At 34.7% G+C, this 13,219-nt stretch carries 11 protein-coding genes; all 11 read left to right on the top strand.

The annotated features are described in order from the left end of the window. The first annotated feature begins 226 nt into the window (after positions 1 to 226). The 11 genes from rpsF (at position 227) to M2098_RS11005 (ending at position 13,015) form a co-directional block, all read left to right on the top strand. Complete coding sequence (rpsF, locus tag M2098_RS11055) at positions 227 to 520, top strand: 30S ribosomal protein S6 (RefSeq protein WP_134171161.1); 294 nt, start codon at positions 227 to 229, stop codon at positions 518 to 520. 11 nt (positions 521 to 531) lie between these two features. Further along, on the top strand, positions 532 to 999 hold the full coding sequence (gene ssb, locus M2098_RS11050) for a single-stranded DNA-binding protein (protein ID WP_134171159.1): 468 nt from the start codon (positions 532 to 534) through the stop codon (positions 997 to 999). 16 nt (positions 1,000 to 1,015) lie between these two features. Next, positions 1,016 to 1,246, top strand: a complete 231-nt coding sequence (rpsR, locus tag M2098_RS11045) for a 30S ribosomal protein S18 (RefSeq protein WP_067422136.1) — start codon at positions 1,016 to 1,018, stop codon at positions 1,244 to 1,246. A 286-nt stretch (positions 1,247 to 1,532) separates the two neighbouring features. Continuing rightward, complete coding sequence (locus M2098_RS11040) at positions 1,533 to 1,730, top strand: helix-turn-helix transcriptional regulator (protein ID WP_134171157.1); 198 nt, start codon at positions 1,533 to 1,535, stop codon at positions 1,728 to 1,730. A gap of 3 nt (positions 1,731 to 1,733) precedes the next feature. After that, positions 1,734 to 2,177: a hypothetical protein gene (locus tag M2098_RS11035; protein WP_280684458.1), complete on the top strand. Its 444-nt coding sequence runs from the start codon at positions 1,734 to 1,736 to the stop codon at positions 2,175 to 2,177. A 14-nt stretch (positions 2,178 to 2,191) separates the two neighbouring features. Then, entirely contained in the window at positions 2,192 to 2,527 is a 336-nt protein-coding gene (locus tag M2098_RS11030; protein ID WP_280684451.1) for a DUF3784 domain-containing protein, read from the top strand. 408 nt (positions 2,528 to 2,935) lie between these two features. Next, entirely contained in the window at positions 2,936 to 5,467 is a 2,532-nt protein-coding gene (gene mutS / locus M2098_RS11025; protein ID WP_280684449.1) for a DNA mismatch repair protein MutS, read from the top strand. 13 nt (positions 5,468 to 5,480) lie between these two features. Next, positions 5,481 to 7,322, top strand: coding sequence for a DNA mismatch repair endonuclease MutL (gene mutL, locus M2098_RS11020; protein WP_280684447.1), 1,842 nt, complete (start codon positions 5,481 to 5,483; stop codon positions 7,320 to 7,322). Between the two features lies 1 nt (position 7,323). Then, on the top strand, positions 7,324 to 8,238 hold the full coding sequence (gene miaA / locus M2098_RS11015; protein ID WP_280684446.1) for a tRNA (adenosine(37)-N6)-dimethylallyltransferase MiaA: 915 nt from the start codon (positions 7,324 to 7,326) through the stop codon (positions 8,236 to 8,238). Between the two features lie 392 nt (positions 8,239 to 8,630). Then, positions 8,631 to 10,595: a leucine-rich repeat domain-containing protein gene (locus M2098_RS11010; protein ID WP_280684444.1), complete on the top strand. Its 1,965-nt coding sequence runs from the start codon at positions 8,631 to 8,633 to the stop codon at positions 10,593 to 10,595. 434 nt (positions 10,596 to 11,029) lie between these two features. Further along, positions 11,030 to 13,015: a vWA domain-containing protein gene (locus M2098_RS11005; RefSeq protein WP_280684441.1), complete on the top strand. Its 1,986-nt coding sequence runs from the start codon at positions 11,030 to 11,032 to the stop codon at positions 13,013 to 13,015. Positions 13,016 to 13,219 lie beyond the last annotated feature (204 nt).

Below are 13,219 nucleotides of genomic sequence, written 5' to 3'. Positions count from 1 at the left end.
CCTCCTTTCAATTGTCCCGAAACATAAAGTCACTTATATTATACCTTGTATCATCTGATTGCAACGAGGTGTTGCAATTAAAAAAATAATTGAGGACGTCAAGTAATAATTGACAAAAACCTTGTTTTTTAGGGTTTTTAATGCTATCATTACTTAGCGAGTAATTTCGATTACTCCTTGTTATCTTGTCAAAAGATAACCAATAGACCAGAAGGAGGTGTACAAAATGAGAAAATATGAGATTATGTACATCGTGAACGCATCATTAGATGATGCTGCTAGAGCACAAGTTGTTGAATCAGTTCACAAAACATTAACTGACAACGGTGCTACCATCGACAAAGTTGACGAATGGGGAAGCAGAGAGTTCGCGTATGAAATCAATCACATGACGAAAGGTTTCTACTATGTAATTAACGTTACAGCTGGAAACGAAGCGATCGCAGAGTTCAACCGTTTAACACGCATTAACTCTAATGTAATTCGTTTCTTAGTCGTAAAAACTGATGAAGAGAAATAGGAAGGGAACAGATTATGAATAAAGTTTTATTAACTGGTAGAATTACCAAAGACTTAGAACTAAGAAAAACACAATCTGGAACTTCAGTAGTACGTTTTACACTTGCTGTAAACCGTCGCTTCAAACAAGAAGGACAACCGGATGCAGATTTTATTTCATGTACAGCATGGGGAAAACAAGCAGACGTAATGAGCCAATACTTAGCTAAAGGTTCATTAATTGGTGTAGAAGGTCGTATTACGACTGGTTCTTACCAAGGGCAAGATGGAAAAACGGTATATACTACAGACGTAACGGTTGAGAACTTTGATTTCTTAGAATCAAGGGGAGCAAGTACACAAACACATGCACAACCTTATGTTCCGCAAAACCAACCACAAACTGGGTTTGCACAAAATGATTTTAATCAAAATCAATCATCAGTTGCAGACGACTTTGAAAACACATTAGACATTGCAAGTGATGATCTACCATTTTAAGTGAAAGGAGTACATCATGGCTTTTAAAAAACAAAGAGTTGGACGTAAAAAAATCTGTTATTTTACAAAAAACAAAATTGAAACAATCGACTACAAAGATGTTGAATTGTTAAGACGCTTTATTTCAGCTAACGGGAAAATTATTCCTAGACGTGTTACAGGAACAAAAGCGAAATACCAAAGAATGTTGGCTACTGCAATTAAACGTGCACGCCAAATGGCTTTACTACCTTACGTAGAAGATTAATGAATCATAGACTGTCGGAAACGATAGTCTTTTTTATATGCTTTATAGGCACCATATGAATCGACGGAAATAAAAGATTCTATCGCTGTTTTTTTATAAGTAAAACCTATAATTTCAAAAAGACATATAGCCCTTATTAGAAATAAAGTAAAATATTTTAACTATTATGTAAATATGTTTTTAATAAATGTCAGAGTTATTTGACACGATATTTTATATATGATATGCTTCATGTGTAGTAATCGACGAAAAACTAAGGAATTTGAAAGGTGGGAATGATCACATTGTGGCAAAAAATCTAAAAGTAAAAGCGGCACGAGCGGCACTTGATATGACGCAAAAAGATTTAGCGGAAGCTATTGGTGTTAGTCGACAGACAATGAACGCTATTGAAAAAGGCGACTATTATCCGTCCGTAAAACTCTGCATTGACATTTGTAAGGTCTTAGGGAAAACCTTAGATGAATTATTTTGGGAGGATTAAAGAATGAAAGAAATAAAGCATTTGGATGAACTCCAATTATTGAAAAGAGGAAATGTATTTAAGCATGGCTTATTTTCGCTTGTAGGCTTATTGTTGATCAACGCACTACTTTATTCGTGCGGAATAGAGTGGGCGTCAGGCAAATGGGCAGAATTAACAATTATCCTTCTCGTTGTCGTGTTGTGCAGTATCGAGTTTATCTATTATGACATATACCCATTGACAGAAAGAAAACAAAAATATTTGATATACTTTTCTGGTTTGTTCGGTTTTGTTGCTCTCATCGCTTGTATTTATGATTTAGTGATTGAAGAAGTAAGGATAGTTGCTAGTGGAAAAATTACTGATGGAGCATTAGGCATTATTTATGGTATATTGTTCATGGTTGTGTTTCTTACCTATATACTAAAAGTAAAGCATAATGCTAAGCATGAAAATGAAGAATAGTAGGATATAAAAAAATGAATGATCAACTTTGGATAAGCTGGGTACTTGTCGTCATACTCGTTATAATATCTTTTATTCTACTAATGGGAAAAGGTGGTTTCTTAATTGCAGGATACAATATGCAAAGCAAAGAAAAAAAGCAAAAATATAATGCAAAAAGACTCTGTCGCGTTGTGGGCGGTGGCACAAGCATTATTTCTGTAATTTTGACTGTAGCAACATTGTATCGCTTTGAAATGCCCTTGGCTATTTCTTGGATTATTCCGTGGGGATTATTCGGAATAATAGTAATCGTAGGAATTTTAGCGAATACGATTTGTTGGAGGAAAACGTCAACTGCTGATGAATGAATTGTAGGACTATCCTTCATTAAAAAATGAGTGATATTATGAACAATGGAGAATGGCTTTGCTACCTTACGTAGAAGATTAATGAATAATGGACTGTCGGAAACGATAGTCTTTTTTATATACTTTATGTACACTATATGAATCAGCGGAAATAAAAGATTATTTGATTATAGAGTGTTATAATTTGTGTAGACGATGATACCTTTATGCTGGTGGTAATATGATATGTTTCTTATTAGGTAACTAATGGGGATATCGCCAACCTCCTCTATCTTCCACACACACGAAGGAATCATGAATAAGTTTATGAGGTTGGTATGAAAGTGACTCTAATGATACAGGGTCACTTTTTAATAATCAGCAAACTTAAAATTTTTAGTTGACATAGAATATGGTATAATGTCACATATGGAAAATTCAAAAAAACAAGTGAAAGAAAAGAAATATACACCAATGATGATGCAATACTTAGAAGTGAAAAAAGGACTTCAAGACTGTATTGTTTTTTATCGTTTGGGAGATTTTTATGAAATGTTCTTTGATGATGCAATTGTCGCAAGTAAAGAACTTGATTTAGTATTAACAGGACGTAATGCAGGGGTAGAAGAAAGAGTTCCTATGTGTGGTATTCCTTACCATGCAGCAACTGGGTACATTCAACGTCTAACACAAAAAGGATACAAGATTGCCATCGTGGAACAACTAGAAGAAGCTAGTGCAGGTAAGATTGTAAAACGTGATGTTGTAAAAATCGTTACACCAGGAACGATTATGGAAGAAGCAAATGAAAATCAAAGTGGTGTATATCTTGCAACCATTTATGATTTTAAATATGGATATGCATTATGCTTTTGTGAGATGACTTGTGGGCAAGTTCTCGCTAAAAGTATTGACCGCGATTTTCAAACCTTACAGATGACATTACTATCGATGAATGTTAAGGAAATCGTTGTAAATGAAAGTCTGGATAACAAGGTGAAAAAACGTTTAGAAGAATATGGAACGATGACACTTTCTTATGAAGAAGATCTTACTTTAAAAGCAACATATGAAGCTTTATTAGATGTTCAAGATGTACACATCAAAACGAGTTTTGCGATGCTAACAAATTATTTAGAAGCAACACAAAAACGTGAAATGTCGCATTTAGGTAAAGTAGAAATGCTTGAAGATGATGCATACCTACAAATGGATTTCTCAACAAAAGCCAATTTAGAGTTATTACAACCACTACGTGTTAACAGTAAGTCACAAACTTTATTTGGGTTTTTAAATCATACGAAAACGGCACTAGGGGCACGTTGTTTAAAACAATGGATTTCATATCCATTAATCGATGAAGCAAAAATCAACCAACGTCTAGATGCAATTGGATATTTAAATGACAATTTTATTTTAAAAGATGAATTAAAAGAAGAGTTGAGTGCAGTATATGATTTGGACCGTCTAGGGGCAAAGATTGCTTATGGTAATGCCAACCCACAAGATGTTCGTCGTCTAACTTCAACATTAGTTGCAGCTCCTAGAATTTTAGAAGTCTTTAATGGTTGTAAGCAAATGATCCAAGAAGTACAAGTGGATGCTTGTGTGGATTTAACGTTAAAACTAGATGGAATCATGTTGGAAGATGCAAGTAATAATCCAAAAGATGGACATATCTTTGTGGATGGTTATGATAGTCAACTTGATGAATATCGTAAGATTCAAAATGAAGCCAATCAGTACATTTTGGATTTGGAATTACGTGAAAAAGAACGAACTGGAATCAACTCATTAAAAGTTGGATACAACCGTGTATTTGGTTACTATATTGAAGTAAGTAGTACAAATCTAGGTAAACTGAAAGATGATTTTGGTTACACACGTAAACAAACACTAACCAATGCAGAACGTTTTGTTAGTGAAGAACTAAAAGATTTAGAAGATAAAATCTTACATGCAAAAGAAAAAAGTGTACGTCGTGAATATGAACTTTATCAAATGTTGATTGATGAAATTCGTCTATACTTACCAAAAATACATCAACTTGCACGTGCGATTGCGAAAATTGATGCGCTATATGCCTTAAGTGTAGTTGCAAGTAAACCTGGATACATTCGTCCAGTCTTTGAAAACAACAATCGCATTCACTTAGTGGAAAATGCACATCCAATTTTAAATGATATGATGAAGAAAAGTCGTTATGTAACTAACGATTTACAGATGAATGCGGATGACAGTATTATGATTATCACGGGACCAAACATGGGTGGAAAATCAACCTTTATGCGTCAAGTTGCCTTAACGGTAATCCTTGCACAAATGGGAAGTTATGTGCCAGCTAAAGAATGTGTCTTACCAATCTTTGATAAGATCTTTACGCGTATTGGAGCAAGTGATGATATCATGAGTGGTCATTCTACATTCATGGTAGAAATGATGGAAGCAAATTACGCTTTGCAAAATGCGACAGATGCATCGCTGATATTATTTGATGAAATTGGACGTGGTACTTCTACTTATGATGGAATGAGTTTAGCATATGCAATGTTAGAGTATTTACATGAACATACCAAGGCAAAAACACTATTCTCTACCCACTACCATGAACTAACTTCACTAGAAGATACGTATGATGGAATTCGTAATATTACAGTTGCTGTAGATGAAGATGATGATGAGATTGTCTTCTTATACAAAATGAAACCAGGAAAAGCAGATAAGTCCTATGGAGTCAATGTTGCTAGACTAGCAAAACTTCCAAATAGTTTACTTGAACGAGCAAGTCAAATATTAGCAAATGTGCAAAAAGATGAAATTGACTTACATGTAGAAATGCAAGAAGAGTTGGTTAAAGAAGATCATCAAGCAACAGAAGTCTTACGTAAATTACAACAGGCAAATGTCGAACAAATGACACCGATTGAAGCCTTGTTGTTTCTAAATGAACTAAAGAAATAGGAAAGGAGTCAGCATGGCAAAAATTCAAAGATTAGATGCACATTTAACAAATATGATTGCAGCTGGAGAAGTTGTTGAACGACCAAGTGGAGTCATTAAAGAGCTTGTTGAAAATGCAATCGATGCCCATGCATCAAAGATTCAAATTCATGTCCGCCAAGGTGGAATTGAAGAGATGATGATTGTGGATGATGGAGATGGAATGAGTGCACAAGATGCAACCCTTGCCTTTGAACGTCATGCGACAAGTAAAATTAAAGATGTAAAAGATCTTTGGAAAATCTCGACGATGGGATTTCGTGGAGAAGCCTTACCATCGATTTCCTCTGTATCTCATGTGGAATTAAAAACAAATGATGGAACTGATGGAACTTTAGTTGAAATCTCTTATGGGAAAACCTTACAAGCAAAACCGATTGGGACACCAAAAGGAACGCAAATTACGGTTAAGAACTTATTTCAAAGAACACCTGCACGATTTAAACATTTACGCAGTGCAAGTTATGAATTCTCACTTATTAGTGATGTAATTCAAAAGTTTGCGCTAGCATATCCAAACATTTCATTTAGCTTATTTCATGATGACAAGATGGTATTTCAAAGCAATGGAAATGGAAATATGCAAGAAGTGTTACTGCTAATTTATGGTCGTGAAGTAGCAAAAGCAGCCATCAAAGTGCAAGGTAAAGATAATGACTATGCAATCGATGGATATGCAGTTCAACCATTTCAAACAAGAGCAACAAAATACTACATGTTGTTTTTTATCAACAATCGAATGATTCGTTCCTATCGTCTACAAAAAGCAATTATGGATGCATATAGTCCATATATTCCAAGTGGACGTTATCCAATTGTTGTATTGCATATAAATATGGATCCACAACTTGTAGATGTAAACGTGCACCCAAGTAAATGGGAAGTACGTTTCTCAAAAGAAAAACAGTTAGAGTTTTTAATTAAGGAAACTTTACAAGCAGCTCTTCGCGATAAGATGGAAGTCAATCGTGTGGTTAAACAGGAAAAACTGGAAGTAGAAATGCCAACCTTCCAATTTGAGGAAGTTAAAAAACCAGTTGTACCTGTATATCAAAATGTCGAATCTGAAACAATCACACCAAAAGTAGCTGAGCCTACGGTTGTATATGAAAAGCCAACCTTGCCAAAAGAAGAAATTGTAGAAGAAATACCAGTACAAGAAGACGTGGTGGATGTGATTGTTCAAAGTAGTCCTGAAGTACAAAAAGCAGAACCAGCGAAAGTGAAAAATCCATCGTTTCCAGCGATGCGTGCACTAGCCCAACTGCAAAAAGCGTATATCTTAGCTGAAGGTGAAGATGGTTTATATATCATTGATCAACATGCTGCACAAGAACGATATAACTTTGAAGTGATCAAACAAAAAGTATTAGCAGGAGTAAAAGACCAACAGGATTTACTTGTGCCAATTACACTAACTTCTACCTTGCAAGCGATTCAAAGTGTGGATGCACTAAATCAAAAGCTGGAACCACTAGGTATCCAATTTGAAGTGTTTGGGGATACAAGTTTTGTGGTGCGTAGCATTCCCACATGGTTAGTAAATATAGATGAACAAGCCTTCTTACAAGATATGGTTGATTACTATATTAAAAATGAGGAAGTGGATATTGAAAGTTTACGTAAGCATGCGCTTGCAACAATGGCATGTCACTCATCGATTCGTTTCAATCGTTCATTAAGTTTACCAGAGATGCAACAAGTCATTAGTGATTTAGAGCATTGTGAACAGCCTTTTCACTGTCCACATGGACGACCAACTTTTCTTAAGTACACAATGAAAGACTTAGAGAAAAGTTTTCTACGGGTGAAGTAGTATGGATAAAACAAAAGTACTAGCCGTGATTGGACCAACTGGTGTTGGAAAAAGTAAGATGGCAATTGAATTAGCTAAGAAATTCAATGGTGAAATCATTAGTGGTGATGCTTATCAAGTATATAAACAACTAAGTATTGGTAGTGCGAAAATCACACCTGAAGAAATGGATGGTATTACCCACTACTTAGTGGATTGCTATGACTATGAAGATACCTACAATGTAAAAATATTCCAAGAACAAGCACGTAAGTATATTGCCAAAATTCAAGCAAAAGGAAAACTTCCCATCATCTGTGGAGGTACCGGATTATATATCAAAGCGGCTTTGTATGATTATGTGTTTGAAGAAGAACAAGAAGATGAAGTATATAGTAAACTACTGGATAGTTTATCGGATATAGAATTATATGAACGTCTTAAACAGGAAGATATTGAAAGCGCAAAAGTCTTACACCCAAATAATACTCGTCGCATCAAACGAGCTTTAATGATGAATCATCTTGGTCATAAAAAAAGTGAACGCCTACAAAAACAAAATCATGAAATGTTATATGATGCATATATACTAGGCTTAACTGTTGAACGTAGTGAACTATACAAACGCATTGATGCACGTGTAGTAAAGATGATGGACATGGGGTTACTTGAAGAACTTCAAGATATTGTGAAAGATGATACAACGTTTGCGTTACAAAGTATGCGCGGGATTGGCTATAAAGAATGGCAAAGTTATTTTCAAGGCGAAGCAAGTATGGAAGAAACCATCAGCTTTATTCAAAAGAACACGCGCAATTTTGCGAAGCGACAATATACATGGTTTAATAACCAAATGGATGTACATTGGTTTGATATTCAAAAACCAAATATAAAAGAAGAAATACAACAACAAGTGCAAAACTTTATCGAAAGTTAGCACTTGTTTTTTGTCTAAAAAATCATATATATGTACATATAAGGATATGTAAAAATACAGTACTTATATCAATTTATACATGGTAGGAATAAATGTTTCAGTATTTATATAGCCGGTCAATTTACTTCTTGTGTAAACTACTTTATAATGAAAGTGTGGGATACGTTTGTGTCCAAAAATATTGTGTGTGCGTTAATAAGGTAGAGGGTCTTCGTTTTTTTTGCATCGTAATTGGTGCAAAGAAGCAGGGCCCGGTTTACGAATCAAACGCCCTTGCTTGCTTCGGGTAGTTTATTACAATTTCATAATCAAACTTTATTAATGCAGTTCATTTGTGTGTGGTACTTTGAGCTGTTTTTTTGTTCGAGTACAAATTAATAAGGAGGAACATTATGAAAAGAGGTAAAGTATTTTTCGTAGTGCTGCTTACGTTTACCATGTGTACAGGTTTCATCAGTATGTCTACACAAGTAAAGGCAGTTACTACACCAACGGTTTGTGAAAATCTACCAGCCGTTCAAGAAATGCAAGAAAATGATACGTTGATTCAACACTTCCCTGATATCGCATTTGCTACATATGTGGCAGAAGTTATATTGAAACAAACTGGAGTAGATGTACAAACGTATCAATTAACAAATACAGATATTCAAGCGATTTATAAAACGCAGTCAGTACTTATCAATAGTTCATATCCAGTTCAACAACTTGATGGAATCCATCATTTTAAAGCATTACGGATACTGAGCGTTGATCAAAAGGATGTGACAAGTCAAAAACTACAAACCCTACCAATGGAAATGGCATATGTAAAGGACACACTTGTTAGCCTAACTATTGGATATGCAGGTTTACAAGAAGTTCCAAGCGTCATATCATGTCTAGAAAACGTAACCACACTTAATTTCCAATACAATCAAATTCGTACAGGTGCACAGCGTGTTATAAATTTAGAGAATCTACATAGTCTATCGTTTCTTGGAAACTACATTCAAGATGTACCAGTAGGGATTTCAAATCTTACAAAGCTAACGCATCTATCGTTTGCCTTTAACCGGATTAAAGAAATTCCACAAGAAGTGTATACACTGCCAAATCTTCAAATCTTGGCATTTGCGACAAACCAAATTACAAGTATTGAAGGTGCACAGCATATGGCTTCAAAAAACTTAATTCAGTTTACGCTAGCATACAATCAAATTGTTGATTTCTCACCACTATATGCATTAGCAACAAGTGGACAATTTGGAAATCAATATCGCATGATCGATACACCAGAAATTGTAGATGAAGGTGCAACTACTGTGGAAATCGATTTAAAAGACTATGCATTTAACCACATGGGCGCAAGAGTTCCAGATAATGAAGCATATGTACTTTACTTTCCACAACTAGTGACAACAATTGGTTTCTATGATGAAAGTCAAAGTTATTATTCACATTACAATAACCCAATTACGCCAAGTGATCGTACAAAAGCAGTTGTCATTGATCGAAATAGTGAACAAACAAAAGTTACACTCGATATTCAAGAAACTGAACAATTTGGTAAACATGTAATGATTCGTTTTGAAGCAGTAGGTGCAAAACTTGATGATCAATTTAACTGGTCATCATTTGGTGTCAACAACAATGATTTGACATATATTATTCCAATTGAAGAATACATTCCACCAAGAACAGGATATACTGTATACTACTGGGAAGATGCAATTGGTAGTGATGAAAACCATGCAAATTATATCGGTCGACATGATTCAGATGCAATTCATCTTCATGATGATGAAATTACGTTAAGTGATGAATTGATTCATAAGTACATTGATCATGATCCATTATTTGTAGTAGATAGTGTAAGTAAGAAAAACTTGCGTATTAATATTGAACAAGTTGAAGATAATGTCTTCCATGTTGTTTATAAGCGTAATGAACCAGTGATTAAAAAAGTTGGCTACGTGATTTACTACTGGGAAAATGAAATTGGAAGTGATCTAAATCATGAGAATTATCTAGGAACGTATACAAGTGAAACTGTCTATGTAGATGGAGATAAAGTTGAACTAACAAATGATTTGATCCGTCGATTCATTGACAAAGATCCACTATATACACTTAAATCAGTGAGTAGAGAAAGTTTAATTATGGATGCTACAACAAGTGAAAACAATGTCTTCCATGTTGTATATGCAAAACAAGCACCAGCAATAGCACCAAAGATTGAACAACCATCAGTTGCTCTACCAAGTGTTGCAACTTACGATGCAACAAAAGACTGGTTGTACATCTTCTTTGTTGGCATTGTAGCGGCAAGTATTCTTATCATCAATCAGCGAAAATACAAAAAACCGAATAGCTAAGTAGCAAGCATAGAGAAGGATGAACATCGAAAAATGGTGATTCATCCTTTTCATCGCGATATTTTAATTATTTATAATCATTAATTTATTATATTCATATGGAGATAAGAATAATATCGTTATTTCGCGTAATATTTATATAGAAAACGCTTTTTAAACAATTTACAAGCGAAAATAAATTGAATATGATTAAAGTGTGGAATACAAATGTATTCAACCAATCAATGTGTGTGTGCGTTAATAAGGTAGTGTGTCATTGATTGTGTGTTGTTCTTTGATGCAAAGCGAATGATTCCATTCGCAATCAATCATCTATATTTTTCCCTGTTGATTGATTCTTTACATAGTTAATACTTTATTAATGCAGTTCATTCGTGTAGTACTTTGAACTGTTTTTTGTTTTAAAGTACTTGTGTGTGTTGGGAGGAACGACTATGAAAGGAAAAAATAGTACCCAGAAAATATTTAGTTTGATTCTCACATTCGTATTAACTATTGGCGTATTCTTTACAGGTTCAATGGTGCAAATAAAAGCAAATACTGATGCTCCAGAAAATGGAACACTTGGTAGCAGTGAAACAGTAATTCCAGATCAAAATACAGGAGTTATATTGGGAGCAGCACTAGATGAAGCTAGTGTTGTAAAACAAGTGAAAAAAACAGAAGTTCCAGGTGTATATGACATTACATTTGGAGCAACAGTGAAAGGAAGAAAATCAACTACAGGTGCAGTAAACGTAATCTTTATTATGGATAAAAGTGGAAGTATGGCAGGCGCACCATATACAAGTGCTAAAGCAGGAGCGAATGATTTTGCTAAGGCATTACTTACAGATCAAAGATTAGCAGGTCGTGTTTCAATTCGAGCAGTTGAATTTTCTCATTCAGCATATAAGATTACAGATAATCCAATTACGAATATTTCACAAATTACAGATGCTAATGGAAATATCACATTTAGTAATATATTCGGTAGTACTGGAGGAACAACGAATGTTGGAGCTGCATTTGCAGCTGCAAAAAGTTATATGGATCCATCTAGAGATAACTTTGTTGTATTACTTTGCGATGGTGTAACAAACGAAGGTGGAGGCGGAGGACTATCACCTCATAAATATGCAGAGCAACAAGCAAACGATTTAAAAAATAACGGTGCAACCATTTACTCTATTGGTTACAATCAAACAAGCGATACTGGAATAAAGAATTTAAAAGCATATGCATCAAAGATTAATGATGAAGCACTATATTATGTTGGTGCAACAGGTAATGTTGAAAAAGTGTTAGGTGATATTAAAACACATATCTTAGATCTTGTTGAATCTCGTAAAGCAACAATTACAGATGTTGTACCTGCACCATTTGAAGTCATTGGCTTAGATGAGCATGTAGTAAATGAAAATGGTCGTACAGTTGTTAAAGATTTACCAATTGCAATGAGTGTAGATGCAGATGAAACTGCTACTGGAACTGTAACATTCCAAGTTCGAATTAATGAAGAACTAGTTGATGGACCAGGTTGGTATGATATTAATGATCATGCTAATAACGGTGTATATTTATCGTATGCAGCCGATGATGAAGAAAAATCACAACTTCCAATAGCAGGTCCAAACCCACAAGCGTACTGGCAACATGTTAGAGGATATAGTTTAAACCGTGTGTTGTGTGATGAAGAAGGAAACCCTCTAGGCTCTGAAATGCAAACAGTAGCACCTGTTAGTGCAAACCAAATGTTTGTAACTGGACAAAGTGAAGTATATCAACCAGAAGTAGCATTTGATACTGCACACTTTGCAGATGGTGATGCAATACTTGATCGAATTCCAAATGAAGATGGAACAGGATATTATGAATTCTTTGGTGAAGTAGATCCAGTGAAGATTACTTACTATACAGAAAATAATGTTACAAACGCATACTTCAAGTTTGTTCGTACAAAACAAAACTATCGTGTAGAACACTATACGTATGAAGACGATATTGCAAAAGCAGAACTTCGTAAAACAGAACCGAATGTATTAGGACCAGTTGATATTGGACACATGGTTAAAATTGAAGTTCTTGGACATGACTTCTTAATGGACCAAACAGGTAAATTAAAATATGTATATGACTCTCATGTGAAAAACGATAAAGCATTTGATGCATTTGCATTTACGGTAGAAAAAGATGAAGCAAATAACATTGTGAAAGTCTACTATAAAGAAATCGTTGAATTACCAAATATTGATCCACCAAAAGAAGATCCAAAACCTACACCGACGCCAAAGCCTACACCGAAAGCAGCTACACCAGTAGCACTACCTTCAGTAGCAACATATGATGCAAGTCATGCACAAGCATATCTATGTATCGTATTGTTAGCGGGAGTAGTGATGGTATCAATATACAAACAAAAAAGAAATAAAAACCACTAGTCTATAACATCGTGTGTTTAAAACGGCACACCAAAATAACTTGGGGTGAGTCAGAAATTTGATTTAAAATAACATGGGGTGCTAGGCACCCCAAAGTTCTTTAAAGACCGACGGTGTAAAAATTTTTGTGTAAAGTATCCTCCCTTGGTAGAATGAAAATAACTACCAAAGGAGGATTTTTAATATGAGTAAGAAAGATATCAT

This window comes from Breznakia sp. PFB1-19 (assembly GCF_029893935.1).
GTDB lineage: Bacteria > Bacillota_I > Bacilli_A > Erysipelotrichales > Erysipelotrichaceae > Breznakia > Breznakia blatticola.
This window is presented reverse-complemented; position numbering and strand designations above follow the sequence as displayed.

What these genes read in the sequence shown, in the direction of transcription:
- M2098_RS11005 (WP_280684441.1), top strand. Translation starts at nt 11,030, where the DNA reads ATGAAAGGAAAAAATAGTACCCAGAAAATATTTAGTTTGATTCTCACA.
- M2098_RS11010 (WP_280684444.1), top strand. Translation starts at nt 8,631, where the DNA reads ATGAAAAGAGGTAAAGTATTTTTCGTAGTGCTGCTTACGTTTACCATG.
- mutS (WP_280684449.1), top strand. Translation starts at nt 2,936, where the DNA reads ATGGAAAATTCAAAAAAACAAGTGAAAGAAAAGAAATATACACCAATG.
- M2098_RS11030 (WP_280684451.1), top strand. Translation starts at nt 2,192, where the DNA reads ATGAATGATCAACTTTGGATAAGCTGGGTACTTGTCGTCATACTCGTT.
- rpsR (WP_067422136.1), top strand. Translation starts at nt 1,016, where the DNA reads ATGGCTTTTAAAAAACAAAGAGTTGGACGTAAAAAAATCTGTTATTTT.
- miaA (WP_280684446.1), top strand. Translation starts at nt 7,324, where the DNA reads ATGGATAAAACAAAAGTACTAGCCGTGATTGGACCAACTGGTGTTGGA.
- M2098_RS11035 (WP_280684458.1), top strand. Translation starts at nt 1,734, where the DNA reads ATGAAAGAAATAAAGCATTTGGATGAACTCCAATTATTGAAAAGAGGA.
- rpsF (WP_134171161.1), top strand. Translation starts at nt 227, where the DNA reads ATGAGAAAATATGAGATTATGTACATCGTGAACGCATCATTAGATGAT.
- mutL (WP_280684447.1), top strand. Translation starts at nt 5,481, where the DNA reads ATGGCAAAAATTCAAAGATTAGATGCACATTTAACAAATATGATTGCA.